Annotated in this window: 21 protein-coding genes; 7 read left to right on the top strand and 14 right to left on the bottom strand. The window is 67.1% G+C overall.

What is annotated here, in order from left to right:
* Positions 1-38: 38 nt before the first annotated feature.
* Complete coding sequence (gene glyA / locus G6N55_RS23440) at positions 39-1,319, bottom strand: serine hydroxymethyltransferase (protein WP_085221169.1); 1,281 nt, start codon at positions 1,317-1,319, stop codon at positions 39-41.
* Positions 1,320-1,434: 115 nt separating this feature from the next.
* Between glyA and coaA the strand changes: the two genes are divergently transcribed.
* Entirely contained in the window at positions 1,435-2,373 is a 939-nt protein-coding gene (coaA, locus tag G6N55_RS23435; protein WP_085221170.1) for a type I pantothenate kinase, read from the top strand.
* A gap of 91 nt (positions 2,374-2,464) precedes the next feature.
* Here the strand turns inward: coaA and G6N55_RS23430 are convergent, their stop codons facing one another.
* From G6N55_RS23430 to G6N55_RS23410, 5 genes are all read right to left on the bottom strand, one after another.
* Complete coding sequence (locus tag G6N55_RS23430; RefSeq protein WP_085221171.1) at positions 2,465-2,857, bottom strand: hypothetical protein; 393 nt, start codon at positions 2,855-2,857, stop codon at positions 2,465-2,467.
* Positions 2,858-3,012: 155 nt separating this feature from the next.
* The gene (locus G6N55_RS23425; RefSeq protein WP_085221172.1) at positions 3,013-4,101 is read right to left on the bottom strand and encodes a methyltransferase; all 1,089 of its coding nucleotides are present in this window, start codon (positions 4,099-4,101) and stop codon (positions 3,013-3,015) included.
* 39 nt (positions 4,102-4,140) lie between these two features.
* On the bottom strand, positions 4,141-5,229 hold the full coding sequence (locus G6N55_RS23420; RefSeq protein ID WP_085221173.1) for a methyltransferase: 1,089 nt from the start codon (positions 5,227-5,229) through the stop codon (positions 4,141-4,143).
* Positions 5,230-5,394: 165 nt separating this feature from the next.
* Positions 5,395-6,765, bottom strand: coding sequence for a hypothetical protein (locus G6N55_RS23415; protein ID WP_085221174.1), 1,371 nt, complete (start codon positions 6,763-6,765; stop codon positions 5,395-5,397).
* 39 nt (positions 6,766-6,804) lie between these two features.
* Complete coding sequence (locus G6N55_RS23410) at positions 6,805-7,593, bottom strand: (2Z,6E)-farnesyl diphosphate synthase (RefSeq protein WP_085221275.1); 789 nt, start codon at positions 7,591-7,593, stop codon at positions 6,805-6,807.
* A 155-nt stretch (positions 7,594-7,748) separates the two neighbouring features.
* On the opposite strand from G6N55_RS23410, the gene trhA reads away from it, so the two are divergent.
* Positions 7,749-8,486: a PAQR family membrane homeostasis protein TrhA gene (gene trhA, locus G6N55_RS23405; protein WP_085221175.1), complete on the top strand. Its 738-nt coding sequence runs from the start codon at positions 7,749-7,751 to the stop codon at positions 8,484-8,486.
* Positions 8,487-8,493: 7 nt separating this feature from the next.
* Here trhA and G6N55_RS23400 read toward each other — a convergent pair whose 3' ends face one another.
* From G6N55_RS23400 to mca, 3 genes are read right to left on the bottom strand one after another with little or no spacing between them, the layout of a single operon-like run.
* A complete protein-coding gene (locus G6N55_RS23400) occupies positions 8,494-10,509 on the bottom strand; it encodes a thioredoxin domain-containing protein (RefSeq protein WP_085221176.1) in 2,016 nt (671 codons plus the stop codon).
* Complete coding sequence (locus G6N55_RS23395) at positions 10,496-10,798, bottom strand: hypothetical protein (RefSeq protein WP_085221177.1); 303 nt, start codon at positions 10,796-10,798, stop codon at positions 10,496-10,498. The genes G6N55_RS23400 and G6N55_RS23395 overlap by 14 nt, the downstream gene beginning before the upstream one ends.
* Positions 10,795-11,667, bottom strand: coding sequence for a mycothiol conjugate amidase Mca (gene mca / locus G6N55_RS23390; RefSeq protein WP_085221178.1), 873 nt, complete (start codon positions 11,665-11,667; stop codon positions 10,795-10,797). The genes G6N55_RS23395 and mca overlap by 4 nt, the downstream gene beginning before the upstream one ends.
* 124 nt (positions 11,668-11,791) lie before the next feature.
* Here mca and G6N55_RS23385 point away from each other — a divergent pair, with 124 nt between their 5' ends.
* Positions 11,792-12,226: a DUF4307 domain-containing protein gene (locus G6N55_RS23385; protein ID WP_085221179.1), complete on the top strand. Its 435-nt coding sequence runs from the start codon at positions 11,792-11,794 to the stop codon at positions 12,224-12,226.
* Positions 12,227-12,440: 214 nt separating this feature from the next.
* Entirely contained in the window at positions 12,441-12,935 is a 495-nt protein-coding gene (greA, locus tag G6N55_RS23380) for a transcription elongation factor GreA (protein WP_085221276.1), read from the top strand.
* Here greA and G6N55_RS23375 read toward each other — a convergent pair.
* The 4 genes from G6N55_RS23375 to G6N55_RS23360 all read right to left on the bottom strand — a co-directional run bounded on the left by G6N55_RS23375 (position 12,932) and on the right by G6N55_RS23360 (position 17,503).
* Complete coding sequence (locus G6N55_RS23375; protein ID WP_085221180.1) at positions 12,932-14,098, bottom strand: cystathionine gamma-synthase; 1,167 nt, start codon at positions 14,096-14,098, stop codon at positions 12,932-12,934. The two genes, greA and G6N55_RS23375, sit on opposite strands and share 4 nt — an antisense overlap.
* Before the next feature lie 70 nt (positions 14,099-14,168).
* The gene (locus G6N55_RS23370; protein WP_085221181.1) at positions 14,169-14,846 is read right to left on the bottom strand and encodes an RDD family protein; all 678 of its coding nucleotides are present in this window, start codon (positions 14,844-14,846) and stop codon (positions 14,169-14,171) included.
* 96 nt (positions 14,847-14,942) lie between these two features.
* On the bottom strand, positions 14,943-16,349 hold the full coding sequence (locus G6N55_RS23365; RefSeq protein WP_085221182.1) for a cystathionine beta-synthase: 1,407 nt from the start codon (positions 16,347-16,349) through the stop codon (positions 14,943-14,945).
* An 86-nt stretch (positions 16,350-16,435) separates the two neighbouring features.
* Positions 16,436-17,503, bottom strand: coding sequence for an alpha/beta hydrolase (locus G6N55_RS23360; RefSeq protein ID WP_085221183.1), 1,068 nt, complete (start codon positions 17,501-17,503; stop codon positions 16,436-16,438).
* 230 nt (positions 17,504-17,733) lie between these two features.
* Here G6N55_RS23360 and G6N55_RS23355 point away from each other — a divergent pair, with 230 nt between their 5' ends.
* A complete protein-coding gene (locus G6N55_RS23355) occupies positions 17,734-18,693 on the top strand; it encodes an SGNH/GDSL hydrolase family protein (RefSeq protein WP_085221184.1) in 960 nt (319 codons plus the stop codon).
* A 90-nt stretch (positions 18,694-18,783) separates the two neighbouring features.
* Positions 18,784-20,001, top strand: a complete 1,218-nt coding sequence (locus G6N55_RS23350) for an acetyl-CoA C-acetyltransferase (RefSeq protein ID WP_085221185.1) — start codon at positions 18,784-18,786, stop codon at positions 19,999-20,001.
* Between the two features lie 240 nt (positions 20,002-20,241).
* Here G6N55_RS23350 and G6N55_RS23345 read toward each other — a convergent pair whose 3' ends face one another.
* Positions 20,242-21,081 (bottom strand): Bax inhibitor-1/YccA family protein, encoded by an 840-nt coding sequence (locus G6N55_RS23345; protein WP_085221277.1) that lies wholly within the window; start codon positions 21,079-21,081, stop codon positions 20,242-20,244.
* 259 nt (positions 21,082-21,340) lie between these two features.
* Between G6N55_RS23345 and G6N55_RS23340 the strand changes: the two genes are divergently transcribed.
* Positions 21,341-22,390 (top strand): enoyl-CoA hydratase/isomerase family protein, encoded by a 1,050-nt coding sequence (locus G6N55_RS23340; protein ID WP_085221278.1) that lies wholly within the window; start codon positions 21,341-21,343, stop codon positions 22,388-22,390.

Genomic DNA, 22,390 nt, shown 5'->3' with positions numbered 1-22,390 from the left:
TATGAAATCAACCGCCGGTGTCGCGGCCATTCCGTGACCTAGTGGCCGACGAGCGCCCAGTCCTCGAGCCCGTCGTACAGCGGGAACTCCCGGGCCAGCCGGGTCACCCGGTCGCGCAGCCCCGAGATGTCGGCGGAGGTGCCGGCCGCCAGCGCCGTGGCGATGACGTCGGCGACCTCGGTGAACTCGGCGTCGCCGAAACCGCGGGTGGCCAGCGCCGGCGTCCCGATCCGCAGACCCGACGTGACCATCGGCGGCCGCGGGTCGTTGGGCACAGCATTGCGGTTGACCGTGATGCCGACCTCGTGCAGCAGGTCCTCGGCGGCCTGCCCGTCGAGCGGGGAGTTACGCAGGTCGACCAGCACCAGGTGGACGTCGGTGCCGCCACTGACCACCGAGACGCCGGCCTTGGCGACGTCGGCGGCCAACAGCCGGTCGGCGAGGATCCGGGCGCCGGACAGCGTGCGCTGCTGACGCTCGGCGAATTCGGGGGTGCCGGCGATCTTCAGCGCCACGGCCTTGCCCGCGATCACGTGCATCAGCGGGCCGCCCTGCTGGCCGGGGAACACCGCCGAGTTGATGGACTTGGCGTACTCCTGCTTACCCAGGATCATTCCGGAGCGGCCACCGCCGAGCGTCTTGTGAATGGTGGTCGACACGACGTCGGCGTGCGGCACCGGAGACGGGTGCAATCCGACCGCGACCAGGCCCGCGAAGTGGGCCATGTCGACCCAGAGCTTGGCGTCGATTTCGTCGGCGATCGACCGGAATGCCGCGAAGTCGAGAATCCGCGGGTAGGCCGACCAGCCGGCGATGATCACCTTCGGGCGGAATTCGAGCGCCTGCGCGCGCACCGCGTCCATGTCGACGAGATGGGTCGTCGGGTCGACGCCGTAGAAGCCGTTCTCGTAGAGCTTGCCGGAGAAGTTGAGCTTCATGCCGTGGGTCAGATGCCCACCGTTGGCCAGGTCCAGACCCAGCAGCCGCTCCCCCGGTGACATCAGGGCATGCAGCACGGCGGCGTTGGCCTGGGCGCCGGAGTGCGGTTGCACGTTGGCGAAATCGGCGCCGAACAGAGCCTTGGCGCGGTCGCGGGCGATGTTCTCCACGACGTCGACGTGCTCGCAGCCGCCGTAGTAGCGCCGGCCGGGCAGCCCCTCGGCGTACTTGTTGGTGAGCACGCTGCCCTGGGCTTGCAGTACCGAGCGCGGCACGAAGTTCTCCGACGCGATCATCTCGAGGGTGTCGCGTTGGCGGCCGAGCTCCTTGCCGAGCAGCGCGGCGATATCCGGGTCGACTTCGGCGAGGGGGGCAGACATCACGGACGCGGTTACGCGGGCATCAGGTGCGGCAGTCACGGCCCCCAGTCTATCGAGCGGTGGTTTTAGCCAGCCCAGCCGTCTGGCATGCGATCGTCCCTGCCACACTGGCACTATGCCCCGGCTGAGCGAGCCGAGCCCATATGTGGAGTTCGACCGAAAGCAGTGGCGCGCGTTGCGCATGTCGACGCCGCTGGCCCTCACTGAAGAGGAGCTTGTCGGTCTGCGTGGTCTCGGCGAGCAGATCGACATTCTCGAGGTCGAAGAGGTCTATCTGCCGCTGGCCCGGCTCATCCACCTTCAGGTCGCGGCACGGCAGCGATTGTTCGCTGCCACTGCGGAATTCCTCGGTGAGCCCCAGCAGGCCCCCGACCGGCCGGTGCCGTTCGTCATCGGCGTGGCCGGCAGCGTCGCGGTCGGAAAGTCGACCACAGCCCGTGTGCTGCAGGCATTGCTGGCGCGCTGGGACCACCACCCGCGGGTCGACCTGGTGACCACCGACGGCTTCCTCTACCCGAATGCCGAGCTGGACCGGCGAAACCTGATGCACCGCAAAGGCTTTCCGGAGAGCTACAACCGCCGGGCGCTGATGCGGTTCGTCACCTCGGTCAAATCGGGTTCGGACTACGCATGTGCGCCGGTGTACTCACACCTGCGCTACGACATCATCTCCGGGGCTAAACATGTGGTCCGCCATCCGGACATCCTGATCCTGGAGGGCCTCAACGTCTTGCAAACCGGTCCGACCCTGATGGTGTCGGACCTGTTCGACTTCTCGCTGTACGTGGATGCCCGGATCGAAGACATCGAGCAGTGGTACGTCTCGCGGTTCCTGGCGATGCGCAGCACGGCCTTCGCCGACCCGGCGTCGCACTTCCACCACTACTCGGCCCTCAACGACACCAAGGCGGTCGCCGCCGCGCGCGAAATCTGGCGGTCGATCAACCGGCCCAATCTGGTCGAGAACATTCTGCCCACCCGGCCCCGGGCGACCCTGGTGCTGCGCAAGGACGCCGACCACTCCATCAACCGGTTGCGGCTGCGCAAGCTCTGACGCATTTCGCCCACAATCCCCCGGCAAAAAGACCGAAGCGGGGCGATTCTCCGTGGCCGCGGAGAACGCCCCGCGTCGGCGGGATGGAGTGCTACGCGGGCAATCGACGCACTCCCAGGTATTGCAGCCAGGCGAACGACGCGGCGTAGACGCCCGTCGCCAGCGTCGCGGCCACTCCGGTCGCGGTCATCGGCACCGCTTCGACGGCCACCAGGGCGCCCACCGTGACCACGATGTTGGCGCCGACGACACCGGCGCCGACGCTGCGCAGGTCCGGCAACGCGGTCAGGCTGTACACCACCAGGCCGTACAGCACGAAAAGCGTGCCCAGGGCGTATTCCAGGTTGGAATTCAGGTCTGCAAAAAATGCGATGGCGAGACCACACAGTCCCGTCAACGTGGCATCTGCACGCATGGCGAAACGCAATAACGAGTCGGTCGCGTCGTACAGGTGCTTGGTCGGTAGGCCGGTAACAGCGGACATTTTGATAACTCCTCGCGATGGCGGTATGTGTCGAACTGGTTTGAGCGTGCCGACGCGGCACTGCCAAATCGACCCGTGGCACTGCCAACTCCTGCCACGGAAGAAATGACCAGGGATTGCGTCCAGGTATTCCCGTGTTGGGCCGCGAATGCGGATTACATGGCAATCGCCTCGACGACGCTGTACGGCGACGCGGTCTCCACCACCCGGGTCATCCGGAATCCGGCGCGGCTCAACAGTTCGGCATACCCCTTGGCGGTGCGCTCGCGGCCGTCGAATTCGATCAGCACTTCCAGGTCGAGCCAGTTGCCCGGAAAATCGCGATCGTGCTCGGGAAGGACTTGTTCGACGAGCAACACATGCTTACCGACGTCGGCGGCCTTGCGCACGTTGCGCAGGATTTGCAGCGCCTGCTCGTCGGGCCAGTCGTGGACGATGTGTTTGAGGACGTACGCGTCGCCACCCTCCGTGATGGTGTCGAAGAATGACCCCTCGGCCACCTGGACCCGGTCGGCCACGCGATGCTGTTCGAGCAGGGCTGGTGCGTCGCAGACAACGTGCGGCTGATCGAACAGGATCCCCCGGGCTTTCGGCGTGGCGTTCAATATCGCGGCCAGCAGCCGGCCGTGCCCACCGGCGACGTCGACGATCGTCGAGAAGCGGCTGAAGTCGTAGCCCGCGACGACGGGCGCGATCGCGAACTCGGAAGCGCTCGTCATCGCCTCGTTGAAAATCTCGTCGTAATCCTTTTCCTCGGCCAGGTACTCGAAGATCGGCTTGCCGCGCATCTCCGAAACGACGGCCCGATCGGTGCGGATCGCGGTCGCGAGGTTGCTCCAGTGTTCCCGATGCTGGGGTGCACCGATAAACCGCGCGACGCCTCGCAGCGAGACATCGTTATCTGAGCACAGGGTGTCCGCGAGCGGGTTGAGGGCGTAGCGCCCGTCGCGGGTTTGACGGAAAACGCCAGAGCCGATCAAAGCCCGCAGCAGACGGCTGACGCTGTCGGCATCGGCGTCGACAGCCTCGGCCAGCTCGTCTGCCGACAACGGACCCTTCGCCAGCGCATCGGCAATGCCGAGCTCCGCTGCAGCGCTAATCGCCTGCGCCACCCAAGCATTCGTGATCATTTCCCACATCGCGGCCGACGGCGGAACCATGTGTTGGCGCAGCCGACCGACGTGGTGCCGGGCCGTTTCGACGACCCGGGCAACCTGAGTTTCTGGAACTTTGAGCGAAAACATAAGTACTCCTAAGTAATTGGTGATAGATCCGGCCAAGACTTAGACGGCGACCGCTTCGACGATGCTCAGGGGTGAGGCTGTTTCGACCACTCGGGTCAGCCGAAAGCCCGCGCGGCTCAGCAGCCGGCCGTATTGGCCGGCGGTGCGCTCGCGAGCACCGGCCGCGACATGCATTTCCAGATCCATCCAGTGGCCCGGGAATTCACGCTCGTGCCGCGGAATGACGAATTCCAGTATCAGCACCTGCTTTCCGACCCCGGCGGCTTTGCGGATGTTACTGAGAATCTGCACGGCCTCGTCGTCCGGCCAGTCATGGATGATGTGCTTGAGAAGGTAGGCGTCGCCACCGTCGGCCACCGACTCGAAGAAGGAACCTTCAACCAGCTTGACCCGATCCGCCACGCCGTGTTCCTCGAGCAATGACGAGGCACCAGCAACCACGTGCGGCTGATCGAACAGGATCCCCCGGGCTTTCGGCGTGGCGTTCAATATCGCGGCCAGCAGCCGGCCGCGTCCGCCGGCGATGTCGACGATCGTCCCGAAGCGGCTGAAGTCGTACCCCGCAACGACGGGCGGGATTTCGAGCTCGGAGAGATCGGTCATGGCCTGATTGAAAACTTCGTCGAGCTCCGGCACCTCGGCCAGATACTCGAAGCAAGGCTTGCCGCGCAGTTCGGGGATGACGGGCCGGCCGGTGCGGATCGAGTCCGTGAAGTGGCTCCAGTGCTCCCGGTCCTGGGGTGAACCCACGAATCGGGCGAACGCGCGCAGTGAGACATCGCTATCGCTGCGCAGTGTTTCCGCAATCGGGGTGAGGTCGTAGCGCCCGTCGCGGCGGAGCCGGAAAATCCCTCGCGAGCTCAAGGCCCTCAGCAGACGACCGATGGTATCGGCATCCGCGTCGACCGCCTCGGCCACCTCGTCAACCGACAACGGCCCCTTGGCGAGCACGTCGGCGATGCCAAGGTCGGCGGCCGCGGTAATCGCCTGTGCGGCCCAGGCATTCGTGATCATTTCCATCATCGCGGCCGGCGGCGGTGCCATCCGCTGGTGTAGCTGACCGACCTGGTGCCGGACGAACTCGATGGCCCGCGCGAATCGAGCGGGTGGAAGGGTCGGCGAAAGCATAAGTCCCCCTAGCAGACTCGGAATGACAGTGCAGACCGGTCGGCCGCACATCCCGTATTCGTTGCCAGTTCACCCGAAGATGGGTGGCATCGCCATTACAACCGGCGTTGTCAGCCGAATTGTGCGCGAGGCTGTACAGATACTGCAGAAAGCGCGAAATCGGGACTAATCGCTGGGGACCGCGACACGCCCACGTAGGTCCGCCGCGATCAGCCGGGCCGCGGCGTTCTGCCAGTTATGCAACGAGCGCTGTGGGACCTCCGTCACAAACCACTGCCAGGCCTGGCGCGCGGTCGGATCCAGGCCCGAGGCGGTGGCGTTCTGCGCGTAGGCGCGCACCCCGACGACGTAAGGAAAGTACAACGAGTTGTAGTACCGCCACTCTTCGGTGGTTCCGAAATCGCCGCCGTCTCGCGGCTTCAAACGTGAAATGCCGTCCGCGAGTACGGCCTTGAGTTCGTTGGCGCGCTCGACCGGATGGTCGGGCGCGCCGCGGGCGGTTAGCCGCTCGTCGATCACCGGCAACGCCGTCAGCGGGCTGGCAACCAGCTTGCTCAGGTCGCCGTAGTGGCCCAGGGCGCGGCGGGTGAGCCTGACGAAGGTGACGTCGTCGACGTCTGCGAGCGGATGCTCTTGACGCAGCGGCAGCGCCGCCCCGGTGTGCCGAAGCACGGCCCGATCTGCCCGCAGCGCAGGCGATTTCGAGAAAGCCACCCGGTCGAGTACCCCGGCCAGTGGATCCGCCAGCACCTGCACGGTGATCGCGATCGCCAGGCTGGTGAACAGCAGCACGGTCAGCGCGGCCTGCGCGGCGGGGTCGTCGCGGGTCACCGCCAGTCCGATCAGCGCCTGGCCACCGAACAGCACCGCCACCGCGACCGAACCGGTGAACGAGCGGCGCATGTCGGCGCGCAGCGCCTGGCCTTCGTCGAACGCGTCCCACAGGGCGACGGCGATCCCGAGCGCCAGGACGTCGCAGCTCGTCGACGCCAGCGCAAGCCAGCTGGGCACCAGGCCCAGCGGAATGATCAGGATCGCATTACCCAGCGCGAAGAACAGGGTGGCGATAATGGCCAGGCCCTTGGCCGGCCGGGGCCGCCGCGGACGGCGCAGCGCGACGGCCATCGCGCCGAGGGTCGACACCGAGATCACCGCGAACATCAGCCAGTGACCCGGCCGCAGCGGCCCCTCGACGCTGCCGGCCAGCATCGCCCCGAACAGGGTCAGCGCGGCAACGGCGGCAATGAGCAGCAGCTCGCGCGTGCGGGCCCGCCAGCCGTCGGTGGGCCGGGACAGCTCGACGAGCACCGCGAACCACGCGACGCCGGGGATGGTCGTCAGGTAGATCTCGACTCGGCTCAACAGCTGGGCGTAGGCGGGACTGGCGGTCCGAACCGCATCCAGCCCGACTACCAGCGCGAAGCCACCCAGTCCGATCGCCGCCAGCACCAGCACGGGTTTGCGCGGATCACGGGCCGCCAGATACAGGCCCAGCCAGGCGCTCAGCGTGAACACCACCGCCGACAGCGCAGCCATGCATCCAGTGTGGCACGCGCGTGACCTGCCGCTTAAGACCTACTTGCCGAGGCGCCGATCGCGCCGGCTGTAGTCGCGCAGCGCGCGCAGGAAGTCGACACGGCGGAACGCGGGCCAGTGCGTTTCGCAGAACCACATCTCCGAGTAGGCACTCTGCCAGAGCAGAAACCCCGACAGCCGTTGCTCGCCCGAGGTGCGGATGACCAGGTCGGGGTCGGGCTGCCCGGAGGTGTAGAGGTTCTCGGAGATGGCGTCGACCGTCACCGCGTCGACGAGATCCTCGCCGGTGGCGCCGTTGGCGAGTTCCTTGCTCAACAGCGCCCGCACCGCGCCGACGATCTCTTGGCGGCCGCCGTAGCCGACGGCCACGTTGACGTGAAACGGCGCGACGCTGGGCGTGGACTCGACCGCACCCCGTAACCGGCGGGCGGGCTCGTCGCCGAGCAGTTCCAGGTCCCCGACCGTGCGCACGCTCCACCGATTAGCCGGTGCGCAGATCTCCTCGACGACGTCGGTGATGACCTCGATCAGCCCGGCCAGCTCGTCGGGATCGCGTTGCAGGTTTTCGGTGGACAGCAGGTAGACGGTGGTCATTTCGACGCCGGCTTCCTGACACCAGCGCAGCATTTCGGCGATCTTGGCCGCGCCCATCCGGTAGCCGTAGCTGACGTCGTCGTATCCCGCGTCGCGGGCCCACCGCCGGTTACCGTCGCACAGCACGGCGATATGCCGCGGGAGCTGGGATTTCGAGGCGGCCAGGCCCTGCCTCAGCCGCAGCTCGTAGACGCGATAGAGCGGGTCTTTGAGCCGCGGCGGGATAATCTCCACGAGGATCCACACTACTGTGAGCGGCAACCAATTCCGGAGGGATTTCCGAGGATGTCACGACCGCTGAAAGCGCGGTCGTCCGGCCGGTGCGAGCTAGTGTTTATTCGTGTCAGGCACGGGCAATGAGACCGCCATCCGAACAGACAGCAGGTGACATGAGCGGGCCGACCACCACCGCCACCGACCCGGACGCCGAATCGCCGGGAGTCGCGGCCAATGCCGCGCACCAACTCGTCGACGGCGTCGCCCGGGTACTGACCAAGCCGCGGTTCCGCGGCTGGATCCACGTCTATTCGGCCGGCACCGCGGTTTTCGCGGGCGCCTCGCTGGTCGCGGTGTCATGGGCGGTGGGCTCCACCCGGGCCGGACTGGCAACCCTGCTTTATACCTTCGCCACCATCATCATGTTCACCGTCAGTGCCACCTACCACCGCGTGCACTGGAAGTCCGAGACCGCCAAGAAGTGGATGAAGCGGGCCGACCACTCGATGATCTTCGTGTTCATCGCCGGCAGCTACACCCCGTTCGCCTTGCTGGCCTTGTCGCCGCACGACGGGCGCGTGGTGTTGTGCATCGTCTGGGGCGGCGCGGCGGCCGGGATCCTGCTCAAGATGCTGTGGCCGTCGGCGCCACGCTGGGTCGGCGTGCCGCTCTACATCCTGCTGGGTTGGGTGGCGGTCTGGTACACCGGCGAGATCCTGCACAACTCGGGTGTGACCGCGATGGTGCTGCTGTTCGTCGGTGGCGCGCTGTACAGCATCGGCGGCATTCTCTACGCGCTGCGCTGGCCCGACCCGTGGCCGTCGACGTTCGGCTATCACGAGTTCTTCCACGCCTGCACCGCGATAGCGGCGATCTGCCACTACATCGCGATGTGGTTCGTGGTGTTCTGATGCGGCGCTAGCCCGCGGGCACACCCAAGGCGGCGGCCAGGTCGGCCGACCGGGTCACCGGCAGATCGCAGAGCCGGCCGCGGCACACGTAGGCGGCGTCGTCGCCGCGCACCCGATCCCGGCCGACCAGCAGTGCCGACGAGTCCATCTTGCCGCCCATCACGATCGCCCCGCCGGGCGCGAACCGGCGGGCGTCGGTCAGCAGCGGTGAGCGCGGGGAGTGGCAGGCGACCGCGATCTGCAGCGGGCCGCGGATCGCGGCTTCGGCCACGGCAATCCAGTGCCCGGCCGACCGCGGTGCCTTGGCCAGCAATACCGAATGCGCGGTCAGCGCCTCGGTCGCCGCTTTCAGGTAGCGCGGCGCTGTGGCACTGCCGACCAGATGCGCCGCGGTCAGCAGCGCCTCGGCGATCGTCGACGCGCCCGACGGGGTGGCCCCGTCCAGCGGGTCGGCCGGCCGGAGCATCAGATGCTCGGCGTCGTCGGCGGTGTCATACCAGCGGCCGGGTCGCTGCGGATCGGCGAAATGCGCAAGGGCGGTGTCGAGCAGCTCACCCGCCGCCGTCAGCCAGACGTCCTCGACGGTCAGCTGGTAGAGCACCAGCAGCCCGGTGGCCAGCATCGCGTAGTCCTCCAGGATGGCGGCACTCTCGCCGACCACCCCGCCGAGGCTGGCCCGGCGCAGCCGACCGCCGATGACATGGGTGTCCAGCAGCGCCGTCGCGCAGCGCCGCGCCGCGCGGGTCAGCTCGGGATCTTCCAAGGCCACACTGGCCTCGGCCAGCGCGGTGATCGCCAGCCCGTTCCACGATGTGACGACCTTGTCGTCGCGTCCCGGCTGGGTCCGGGTGCGCCGGGCGGCCAACAGCGCGGTCCGCACCCGTTCGAAGCGTTGCGCGTCGTCGGGATCGCTGGGCAACTGCAGCACCGACGTCCCGTGTTCGAAGGTCCCGGACTCGGTGACCGCGAAAACCCGCGCGGCCCAAGGGCCGTCGTCGGGACCGAGCACCTCGGTCAACTGCTGCGGCGTCCAGACATACGTCGAGCCCTCGCGGCCGTCGGCGTCGGCATCCAGCGACGACGTGAACATGGCGCCGTCACCCAGCTCGTCGAGCAAGAATCGTGCGGTCTGCGCGGTGACCCGGCGGGCCAACGGATCTGCGGTACGCCGGGCCCAGTGCGCGTAGGCGCGCAGCAACAGCGCGTTGTCGTAGAGCATTTTCTCGAAATGCGGTACCACCCAGGCGTTGTCGACGCTGTAGCGCGCGAAGCCGCCGGCGAGTTGGTCGTAGATCCCGCCGCGGGCCATCGCGTTGCCGGTGCGCTCGACGGCCACGAGCGCCGACGGCGATCCGGTGCGCTCGTAGTTGCGCAGCAGCGCTTCGAGCACTGCGGACGGCGGGAATTTGGGCGCGCCGCCGAACCCGCCGTGCACGGTGTCCTGGTCGGCCAGCACCGCGGCGACGGCGTGGTCACACAGCGCCGGGTCGATGTCCGGCCCGCCGTCGGGCAGCCCGGACGACATCTTGCGCAGCTCGCCGGCGATGTGGTCCGACGCCTCCTCGACCTCGCCGCGGCGTTCCCGCCAGGTTTCGGTGACGGCCGAAAGAAGTTGCAGAAAGCCTTCTTTCGGGTAGTAGGTACCGCAGAAGAAGGGCCGCCCGTCCGGGGTGAGGAAACACGTCATCGGCCAGCCGCCGTGCCCGGTGAGCGCGACGGTGGCGTTCATGTAGACCGCGTCGATGTCCGGGCGTTCCTCGCGATCGACCTTGACGCAGACGAAGTCCGCGTTCATCGCGGCGGCCACCTCGTCGTCCTCGAACGATTCGTGGGCCATCACATGACACCAGTGACAGGCGGCGTAGCCGATCGAGAGCAGGATCGGCACATCGCGGTCCGCCGCGTCTTCCATCGCCTGCGGCGTCCACTGCTGCCAGTGCACCGGATTGTCGGCGTGCTGACGCAAATAGGGGCTGGTGGCCAGCCCGAGGGTATTGGCGCCGGCCGATTCAGCCGGGCTCATCGCCGGGTCCTGGGGGCCGGGTCGATCCGTTCTCCGGCCCGGGGGCCTCGTCATGGGGTGGGCCGACCGTATCGGTGCCCTCGTCGGCGGCCTGATCGGGCTCGGGGTGCTTGGGGTCGAACGACTCGGGCACCTTCTTCAGTTGCTTGTTCATCGAGCGCAGCAGAAACAAGGTGGCGATCAACAGCAGCACGACGACCAGCAGCCCGAGCGGGCTGGCCTTGCCGAAATCGGGCCCCGTGTTGTGCGGAGTCCCATCAGCGATCACCGTGAGCAAAAGGCGGCTCACGCGTGGTTCTCGATTCCGGCGAACAGGTCGTCCTCGGGCAGCCGGACGGGGACGTTCGAGCGGGCCAGCTCGTACTCCTCGGTCGGCCATAGCCGCTGCTGCCAGGCGAGCGGAGCGGCGAAGAAGTCGGCGTTCGGGTCGATCTGGGTGGCGTGTGCCCGCAGTGCGTCGTCGCGCTGGCTGAAATATTCCGAGCACTCGACACGCGTGGTCACCCGCGACTCGAACGGATCGTGCTCGGGTTTCCAATGCTCGAGCCACTTTTGGAACGGGGGTTCGTGACCGTGCTTGATGGCTTCGTCGTGCAGCAGCTGCATCCGCGCCCGCAGGAAACCGTGGTTGTAGTAGAGCTTGGATACCGTCCAGGGTTCGCCGGCGTCCGGGAAGCGGGCGTAGTCGCCGGCCGCCTCGTAGGCACCGACCGAAACCCGATGGCAGGCAATGTGATCCGGATGCGGATAGCCGCCGTTCTCGTCGTACGTGGTGATCACGTGCGGGCGGAACTCGCGGACCACGCGCACCAGCGCCTCGACGGACTCGTGCAACGGCACCAGCGCGAAGCAGCCGTCGGGCAGCGGCGGCGGCGGATCACCCTTGGGCAGGCCGGAATCGACGAAGCCGAGCCAGGTGTGCTCGACGCCGAGAATCTCGGCCGCCTTGGCCATCTCGTCACGGCGAATCTCGGCGATGTGCTGCTTCACGTCGGGCAGGTCCATCGCCGGGTTGAGGATGTCGCCGCGCTCGCCCCCTGTCAACGTCACGACCAGCACGCGGTGACCCTCGTCGGCATAACGGGCGAGTGTGGCCGCACCCTTGCTGGATTCGTCGTCGGGGTGGGCGTGCACCGCCATCAACCGCAGTTCGCTCACGTGTCCCCTTGTCGGTCCGCCGGTCTCCCCTCGAAGCCTATAAGGACCCTATAATTCCAGTTTCCCCATGTCGCATGCTGTCGGCCGGGTGCCGGCGGCGAATAAGCCCACACATGAAACAGCCATGACCCCGACTTCCATTCCGCGCCCCGAGGCCCGCTACGGGCACTCGCGCCTGTCCCGGGTCTCGCGACGCCGGGTGGCCATCGCGCTGGGTGTGCTGGTCCTCGCGGCCGGCATCGGCGTCGCGATCCTCGGCTATCAACGGCTGGGCACCAGTGCCGTCTCGGGGTCGCTGGCCGGCTATCAGGTGGTCGACAACGAGACGGCGACAGTCACGATCAGCGTGACGCGATCTGATCCGTCGCGGCCGGTGGACTGCATCGTGCGGGTCCGCGCCAAGGACGGCAGCGAGACGGGCCGGCGCGAGGTATTGGTGGGGCCATCGACGCAGGCAACGGTGCAGGTCACGACCACGGTGAAGTCGTCGGCGCCGCCGGCGATGGCAGACATTTACGGATGCGGCACCGACGTGCCCGGCTACCTACGCGCAGCCTGACCGGTCACAAAGGCGAAGCTCGAATGACGTCATCGGCTGTTTCCACAGTGGTAACATGGGTGAATGCACGGTTCCTGCTGGGACCGTGTATTGCTGCATTAGCGGCCGTTAGCACAACGGCAGCGCAGCAGGGGCGGGACCCAGACAATCCCTTCAGCGCAGTTCAGAGAGCTACGCGGTGACGCGGAAAGATAACGACGAGGAGCACGACGAGATGACGGACACTCAGGTGACCTGGCTGACCCAGGAATCACATGACCGGCTGAAGGCTGAGCTCGATCAGCTGATCGCGAATCGTCCCGTCATCGCCGCGGAAATCAACGACCGCCGCGAGGAGGGCGACCTTCGGGAGAACGGCGGATACCACGCCGCTCGTGAGGAGCAGGGCCAGCAGGAGGCGCGCATCCGCCAGCTGCAGGACCTGCTGAACAACGCCAAGGTCGGCGAGGCTCCCAAGCAGTCCGGTATCGCGCTGCCCGGTTCGGTGGTCAAGGTGTACTACGACGGCGACAAGTCCGACACCGAGACGTTCCTGATCGCCACCCGCCAGGAAGGCGTCAAGGACGGCAAGCTCGAGGTGTACTCGCCCAAGTCACCGTTGGGCGAGGCACTGATCGACGCCAAGGTCGGCGAGACCCGCACCTACACCGTGCCCAACGGCAACACCGTCGAGGTGACGCTGGTGAGCGCGGAGCCGTATCACGACTAGCCCAGGGCTTGTTCGAGGTCGGCCAGCAGGTCGCTGACGTCCTCGATGCCCACCGACAGGCGGACCAGGTCGTCGGGTACTTCCAATTGCGAACCGGCCGTTGACGCGTGCGTCATGGCGCTGGGGTGCTCGATCAACGACTCGACCCCACCCAGCGATTCGGCCAGGATGAACACTTTGGTAGCGGCACAAAGCTTCTCGGCGGCGGCCCAGCCCCCGCGCATGCGCACCGACACCATGCCGCCGAAGCCGGACATCTGGCGCGCGGCGACCTCATGGCCGGGATGCGTGGACAGACCCGGATACAGCACCGTGCTCACCGACGGATGCTCGGCGAGGAATTCTGCTACGGCCAAAGCATTTTCGCTGTGCCGCTGCATCCGCAGCACCAACGTCTTCAGGCCGCGCATCGTCAGGTAGGCGTCGAACGGGCCCGGCACCGCGCCCGCCCCGTTCTGCAGAAAGGCGAAGGCGTCGTCGAGCACTTTGTCGTTGGTGACCAAGGCGCCGCCCACCACGTCGGAGTGGCCGCCGATGTACTTGGTCGTCGAGTGCAACACGACGTCGGCGCCCAGCGGCAAGGCCTGCTGCAGCGCTGGCGAAGCAAAGGTGTTGTCCACCAACACTTTTGCTGAATACTGCTTGCCCAGCTCGGCAATTGCCGCGATGTCGGTGATGGACAGCAGCGGATTGGTCGGTGTTTCCACCCAGATCAGCCGGGTCCGCGGGGTGATCGCGGCCGCGACGGCGTCGAGGTCCGAGAGGGCGGCCGGCGTGTACCCGACGCCCCACTGGGTGAAGACCTTGTCGATCAAGCGGAATGTGCCGCCGTAAGCGTCGTTTGGGATCACCAGATGGTCGCCGGGCCGCAGCATGGCGCGCAGCGCACAGTCGGTCGCCGCCATGCCGGAGCTGAACGCTCGCCCGAACGCGCCGCCCTCGACGGCGGCCAGCGAGGCCTCCAGCGCGGCGCGGGTCGGGTTGCCGGTGCGCGCGTATTCGAACCCGCCGCGCAGACCTCCGACGCCGTCTTGGGCGAACGTGCTGCTGGCGTAGATCGGAGCGTTGACCGCCCCGGTTGCCGGATCCGGGTGGTAGCCGGCATGGATGGCCTTGGTGGCCAGCCCGTTGATTCCGTCGTGTCCGCTACGGTTTTCGCTCATCGCCGTTCAGCCTAGTGAGCAGCGCGCGATCACGTCAGACGCACCCGGGCCGTCAGACGCACCCGGGCCGTCAGACCGGCAGGACCACCGTCGTCATGATCTTGTCGGCGAGCGTCTGTCGTTTGGCGTCCCAGAGCGGAAACAGGAAACCGATGAAGCAGATGACCGCGTCGACGAAGTGTGCGAGGTCGCGCACTACGGACAAACCGAAGCCGATCGGCTGCCCGGTGGTCTCGCTGACCACCTTGATCTTCATCACCGTCTTGCCCAGGCTCGATCCGGTGGTGCCCTGGCGGTAGCCCCGGTTCCAGAGCCAGTAAGCCAGACCCGCCAGCGTCGCCATCCATTGCGCCAGCTGGCCGATCATCGAGGGCTGGCTCACGCAGTACTGGCTGACGTCGTACTGCGTGATGTCGGTGACGCAGGACGACTGCTGGGTGGCATACATGATCCCGGTGCCGATGCCCTGCACGATCGCGTAAGGCAGGTAGTCGATGAGCAGCGCCAGCACCCGGGTGATCCACGGCGTGTAGGAGTCCGTCGGCAGCGCCCGGACGGCGGGCCCGGGCGGCGGCGGGGTGTATCCACCGGCCGACGGCGGCGGTGGCGGGTAACCGCCACCGGGCGGCGGGGGCGGGGGCGGGTACGAGGCGCCGGGCGCGGAAGGAGCGGGTTCATACCCGCCGGGAGCCGGTTCAAAGCCACCGGACGGTTCAGGCGGCGAGGAGGGCGGCGGCTGATCGGTCATGGTGCACCCTTCCACTGCGGTTAGCTCAACTAGCCGCATTACAGTACCTGAGAAGCCGCCTGTCGCGGAGGCTCCGGGCCTGGGCCGACGGTGTCGCTATCGCCGCCCTGTCTGCACCCGAGGTCCGTCCGACAGAAAACCCAACAGGTCGTATCGGGTGATGACTCCGACGGGTTTGCCTTCCTCGACGACCATCAGCGCATCCCAGTCACGCAGCGCCTTTCCGGCGGCTCCGACCAGCTCGCCGGCGCCGATGATCGGCAACGGCGGGCTCATGTGCTGGGAGACCGCGTCGGCCAATTTGGCGCGACCCTCGAAGACGGCCGAGAGCAGTTCGCGCTCGGAGACACTGCCGGCGACCTCACCGGCCATCACGGGCGGCTCGGCGCCGACCACGGGCATCTGGGACACCCCGTACTCGCGCAGGATGCCGATGGCGTCGCGCACCGTCTCGGTCGGGTGGGTGTGGACCAAATCGGGCAGCGCGCCGGACTTTCCGCGCAGCACGTCGCCGACGGTGGGCTGTTCCGTCGAGCCGTCGAGGCGGGTCCGCAGGAAGCCGTACGACGACATCCACGCGTCGTTGAAGATCTTCGACATGTAGCCGCGGCCCCCGTCGGGAAGCAACACGACGACCAGCGCGTCGGGCCCGGCTTCCTCGGCCACCTTCGCCGCGGCCACCACGGCCATCCCGCACGAGCCGCCGACCAGCATCGCCTCCTCGCGGGCCAGCCGCCTGGTCATGTCGAACGAATCGGAGTCGGACACCGCGATGATCTGGTCGGGCACCGTGGGGTCATAGGCCGCGGGCCAGAAATCCTCGCCGACGCCTTCGACGAGATAGGGCCGGCCGGTGCCGCCCGAATACACCGACCCTTCGGGGTCCGCGCCGATGATGCGCACCGCGCCGCCCGACACCTCCTTGAGGTAACGGCCCGCGCCGGTGATCGTCCCGCCGGTGCCGATGCCGGCGACGAAGTGGGTGACCTTGCCGTCGGTATCGGCCCACACCTCTGGGCCGGTGGTCTCGTAGTGGCTGGCCGGGCCTTGCGGGTTGGCGTATTGGTCGGGCTTCCAGGCGCCGTCGATTTCCCGGACCAGCCGGTCCGAGACGCTGTAGTAGCTGTCCGGGTGTTCCGGCGGCACCGCCGTCGGGCACACCACCACCTCGGCGCCGTACGCGATCAGCACGTTGCGCTTGTCCTCGCTGACCTTGTCCGGGCAGACGAACACGCACTTGTAGCCGCGGTGCTGGGCGACCAGCGCCAGACCGACACCGGTGTTGCCCGAGGTGGGTTCGACAATGGTGCCGCCCGGCTTGAGCAGCCCGGCGGACTCGGCGGCGTCGATCATCTTCACCGCGATGCGGTCCTTGGAGCTGCCGCCGGGGTTGAGGTATTCGACCTTTGCCGCGACCGTGCCAGCACCGACCGGGATGACGGAGTTCAGGCGAACCAGTGGTGTGCCGCCGATGATGTCACTGATGTGCTGCGCGATTCGCATGCGTTCATCGTCTCAGGCGATTTCCGGCCGCGCACACCCGCTCTCGGTGCGATCGGGATCCGGGCCGGCCGCGCACAACCGAACGGCTAACCGGTGGCTTCGCGGATGTACTCCCCGATTTGGCGCAGCGAACGGACCGCCTCGGGCACCAGCGGCGCCGCAAGCTGGAAGTCGTGGACCTGGCCGGGCCAGACACGAACCTCGGCCGGCACACCGACGGCCGCGAGCCTGCTCGCCGCTAACCGCGCGTCGTGCAGCAGCACCTCGGATCCCGACACGTGGATCAGCGTGCGCGGAAGGCCGGGCTTGATGTGCTCCAGGGGTTCGTAAATCTCCTCGGCCTTGCCGTCGACGTTGTTCTTCTCGGCCGCGCTAGCAACCAATTCGACGAGCGCGTCGAATGCCTTCGCCGAGAACATCGCATCGGTCTTGATATTAGGATGTGTTTGCTTGTATTCCTTTGCTAGCTGTAGCAGTGGCGAGATCGCGACCAGCGCCGCCGGCTCCTCACCTTCGGACTGCAGCCGTTGCGCGAGGGTCAGCGCGAGATACCCGCCCGCCGAATCGCCGGCGAGAACAATCTGGTCCGGTTCATAGCCGCGCCGCCGCAACCATCGGTAGGCGTCGTGACAGTCTTGCACCGCCATGCCGATCGAATGCTTGGGCAAGAGCCGGTAATTGACCACCAAGACCGGTGAGTCAGCAAACTTCGAGATGTCTTCGACCACCCGGCCGTGAGAGTTTGCTCCGCAGGTAAGGAATGCACCGCCGTGGAAGTAGACCACCACCCGCCGGGTGCCATCCGCGGGCAACACTCCGGGGGCGCGGACCAATTGTGCCGACGCATTCGGCAACTTCACAGTCTGCCGCACGGTCGCCGACGCGGGCAGCAGCGCCTTGGCCGCGAGGTCGATCAGACCCCAGGGCCAGGGCAGGGTGGGCGCGTAGCTGCCGGCCGTCAAAATCGGCCGGATCGTCACGCGCGAAGCCAGTGTGGCTACTCGCCCCTGGACGCTGGGACCGGATTCGAGAACCTCGACAGGGGCGCCGTCGCTGATCGCGAACTTGCGCGCCTCGGCCCTGCGTGACTTCAGCAGGTCACGAAGGTGGGCGGCATTCCGGGGTGCACCGGAAACCTTGCCAGGTGCGGTCATGCTCGACACTCCTACGCCTTTGTAGTGCGATACAGCATGTGACGAGTAAGCCAAGCGCCTAGTTCAATTCGTGCGCCGAGTCGTTCAGCCAACCCGTTAAACTTAGCTTTACAGGCATTTCTTAAAGCAACGTTTGAAGAGTCTGATTTGATACCACATCTGATTCACAACGTGACCGCTTTGTTTGTCGGGGGTCCGCGCAAACACGACAGTCGATCTAAAATGATCCCGTGACCGTGAGGGTGCCGCGTCTTTCGACAATCGCCCTGGCCACGGCGGGCGCAGTCGCCTCGACAGGTACTGCCTATCTGGGCGCGCGTAATCTGCTGGTCGGCCAGGCCACGCACGCGCGCACCGTGATCCCCAGGGCCTGGGACATCCCGCCCCGCGCCGACGGCGTGTACAGCCCGGGCGGCGGGCCGGTGGAACGCTGGCAGCGCGGCATGACCGCGGACCTGCACCTGATGATCTTCGGCGACTCGACCGCCACCGGGTACGGCTGCACAAGCGCCGAAGAGGTGCCGGGCGTGCTGATCGCGCGCGGCCTGGCCGAGCAGACCGGCAAACGTATTCGGTTGAGCACCAAGGCCATTGTCGGCGCCACCTCGAAGGGCGTCAGCGGGCAGGTCGACGCGATGTTCGTGGCCGGGTCGCCGCCGGATGCGGCCGTGATGATGATCGGCGCCAACGACGTGACCGCCCTCAACGGGATCAGCCAGTCCGCGCGACGGCTTGGCCGTACGGTGCGCAAGTTGCGTTCGCGTGGCGCCGTGGTGATCATCGGCACCTGCCCGGATCTGGGGGTGATCTCCGCGATCCCCCAGCCGCTGCGATCGCTGGCACACGCGCGGACCAGGCAGCTGGCCCGCGCCCAGGCCGCCGCGGTGCGATCCGCGGGCGGGGTGCCGGTGCCGTTGGCGAACCTGCTGGCCCCCCAATTCCGGGCCACTCCCGAGCTGATGTTCTCGGCCGACGGCTTCCACCCCTCGCCGACCGCGTACGCCCTGGCCGCCGCGCAGCTGCTGGTGGCGCTCTGCGATGCGCTGGGCCAACAGATCGAGGGCCCGGTGCTGAACCTGGCCGCCCGCGCCGAGACGCCCATGGTCAGCGGGGGTCACACGCCGCTCAGTGCCATGTCGCGGCTGTGGCGGCGTCCGGCGCCCAGCGAGGCCGCCCCGTCGTCGAACTGACCAATCGGCACGGACTAGATTTGCGTTAGCCCGTCGGGGTGGGTGTGCCACCCGTTTTTCACACGAGCCCGCATCTTGGAGGGAACTGTCATGCCCGAAGCCGTCATCGTCTCCGCCGCCCGCTCGCCGATCGGACGGGCCATGAAGGGCTCGCTGGTCAGCATGCGGCCCGACGACCTGGCCGCCCAGATGGTGCGCGCCGCGCTCGACAAGGTCCCCGCGCTCAACCCGCATCAGATCGACGACCTGATGCTGGGCTGCGGCCAGCCCGGCGGTGAGTCCGGATTCAACCTGGCGCGCGTCGTCGCCGTCGAACTGGGCTACGACTTCCTGCCCGGCACCACCGTCAACCGGTATTGCTCGTCATCGCTGCAGACCAGCCGGATGGCGTTCCACGCGATCAAGGCGGGCGAGGGCGACGTGTTCATCTCGGCGGGTGTGGAGACCGTGTCCCGCTTCGCCAAGGGCAGCGCCGACTCGTGGCCGGACACCAAGAATGAGCTGTTCAACGAGGCGCAGGAGCGCTCCGCGGCCGCGGCCGGTGGCGCCGACGAGTGGCACGACCCCCGCGCCGACGAGAACCTTCCCGACGTCTACATCGCGATGGGGCAGACCGCGGAGAACGTCGCGCTGCTGACCGGCGTCAGCCGCGAAGACCAGGATCACTGGGGAGTGCGCAGCCAGAACCGCGCCGAGGAAGCGATCAAGAGCGGGTTCTTCGAGCGTGAGATCACGCCGGTCAAACTGCCCGACGGCACCACGGTGAGCACCGACGACGGGCCGCGGCCCGGCACCACGTACGAGAAGATCAGCGAGCTCAAGCCGGTCTTTCGGCCCAACGGCACGGTGACCGCGGGCAACGCCTGTCCGCTCAACGACGGCGCGGCGGCGCTGGTCATCATGAGCGACACCAAGGCCAAGGAGCTGGGCCTGACGCCGCTGGCCCGCATCGTGTCCACCGGTGTAAGCGGCCTATCCCCCGAGATCATGGGGCTGGGCCCGATCGAGGCGTCCAAGAAGGCGCTGGCCCGGGCCGGCATGTCGATCAACGACATCGACCTCTACGAGATCAACGAGGCCTTCGCGGTCCAGGTGCTGGGCTCGGCCCGCGAGCTGGGCATGGACGAGGACAAGCTGAACGTCTCCGGTGGTGCGATCGCGCTGGGCCACCCGTTCGGCATGACCGGCGCCCGGATCGCCACGACGCTGATCAACAACCTGCAGACCCACGACAAGACGTTCGGTCTGGAGACCATGTGCGTCGGCGGCGGCCAGGGCATGGCGATGGTGATCGAGCGGCTCAGCTAGCACGTTGCGGCTCAGCTAGCTCGTCGAGTGCGCGCTCGCGGCTTTGAGTGTGCGCTCGCGGCTTTGAGTGTGCGCCCAGGGCGGCGACACGCCGGGTGAAGCCGCCGTAGCTGCACACTCAAAGCCGTGATCGCACACTCGATGCGGCCGGGACCGCTCTAGCGCAACGAAAAGCCGACGCGGCAGGCAACGGAAAAGCCGGCACGCCCGTGGGCGCGCCGACTTTCTCCGTGGATGAAGCTAATCGTTCTGCAGATAACTGAGCAGACGCAGGATCTCGAGGTACAGCCAGACCAGCGTCACGGTCAGGCCGAGCGCGATACCCCACGCCGCCTTCTCGGGAGCTCCCGCGCGGATCATCTGGTCGGCCGCATCGAAGTCGATCAGGAAGCTGAACGCGGCAATGCCGATCACGACCAGCGAGAACAGGATCGCCAACGGTCCACCGCTGCGCAGACCCAGACCCGTTCCATGGTTGAAGAACCCGATGACGAGGTTGCCGATCATCAGGGCCAGCGCACCGAACATCGCGCCGACCACCCAACGGGTGAACTTGGGGGTCACCCGGATAGCGCCGGTCTTGTAGACGACGAGCATGCCGAAGAACACCCCGAAGGTGCCCAGGACCGCCTCGCCGATCAGCGCGCCGGCGTTGACGTTCGACACCTGGAAGTTGGCGAAGACGAACGAGACCGCGCCGAGGAACAGGCCCTCGAGGACGGCGTAGCTGAGCACGATGCCCGGGTTGTCCTGCTTGCGGCCGAAGGTCGCGATCATCACCAGCACGAAACCGCCGAGCGCCCCGACCAGGGTCAGCGGCATCGCCAGGGCGAGGTTGGCCGACACCATGAAGTACGAGACGATCGCCGCGACGGTCAGCACGCCCAGCGTGATGCCCGTCTTGGTGACGACGTCGTCGATGGTCACCGGCCGGGTGGCCCTGGCCTCCTGGTATGGAGCCGTGTAGGGGTCGGCTTGGTAGTACCCCTGCTGCATCTGGGCCGCGCCAGTGCCGAATTGCGCATATCCGCCGCTCTGCTTGGGCAGCGAACGAAATACCGGGTTGCTGGTCTCCCGCACCGTCGGATCCTCTCCTAGGACTGTGGCTTCGAGCCGTGCGAACACTTGCTCAACGATCAGTCGCCTTCCCAAGTTCCCAACGGAACTGGTGTGTTCAGGGTATCTCCGCGCCAGGTGCCTGTCGTCGGCTCAAACATAATCCTTACCCGCGGGCAGCGCTTCGGTTGTCACGATCTAGATTGCTGGTCAAGGCCCAGAAGTCATCAGGGCGACACTCAGGGCACAGATTGCGGCCCCGAAAACGGACGAGAGGGTGGGCGTGACCGAAGGCGCGACTGAGGAATCCGACGAGATTTTGGCCCGTGTCGACAATGGCGTCGGCCTGATCACGCTCAACCGCCCCAAAGCAATCAACTCGCTGAATCAGACGATGGTCGACGTGCTGGGCCCGTTGCTGACGCGCTGGGAAAGCGACGACGCGGTGCGCGCGGTGGTGCTGTCGGGGGCCGGCGAGCGCGGGTTGTGCGCCGGCGGCGACGTGGTCGCGGTCTATCACAGCGCCCGCAAGGACGGCGTCGAGGTGCGGAAGTTCTGGCACGACGAGTATCTGCTCAACGGCCAGATCGGCCGGTTCGCCAAGCCGTACGTGGCGTTGATGGACGGCATCGTGATGGGCGGCGGCGTCGGCGTCAGCGCGCACGGCAACGTGCGCGTGGTCACCGAAACCTCGAAGGTGGCAATGCCGGAGGTCGGCATCGGATTCATCCCCGACGTCGGCGGGGCGTTCATCCTGTCCCGGGCGCCGGGCGGCCTGGGGCTCTACGCCGCGCTGAGCGGCGCGACGCTTTCCGGATCCGACGCCATCGCACTGGGATTGGCCGACCACTACATGCCGCACGACAAACTCGAGGCATTCAGCCAAGCGATCGTCGACGACGGCATCGAGAGCGCACTGGCTGCCCACGCCGTCGAGCCACCGCCCAGTGACCTTGTCGCACAACAGTCTTGGATTGACGAGTGCTTTGCCGGCGACACCGCGCAGGACATCATCGCGGCGCTGCGCAAGCATCACGCCGAGCCGGCACGAAAGGCCGCCGAGCTGATCGCCACCCGGTCCCCCATCGCGGTGTCGGTGACGCTGGAGGCGATCCGGCGAGCCGCCAAGATGGACACACTGGAAGAGGTTCTGGTCCAAGACTATCGAGTGTCGTCGGCATCGGCGCGCTCTCACGACCTGGTGGAAGGCATTCGAGCACAGATCATCGACAAGGATCGCAACCCGAAGTGGTCGCCGCCGGACTTCGCCGCGGTTTCCGCGGCCGACATCGACGCGTATTTCGCGCCGGTCGACGACGACTTGAGTTTCTAG

Origin of the sequence: Mycobacterium florentinum (assembly GCF_010730355.1) — a bacterium.
GTDB lineage: Bacteria > Actinomycetota > Actinomycetes > Mycobacteriales > Mycobacteriaceae > Mycobacterium > Mycobacterium florentinum.
Note: the sequence above shows the minus strand (reverse complement) of the source record. Positions and strands in the feature narration are given on the sequence as shown.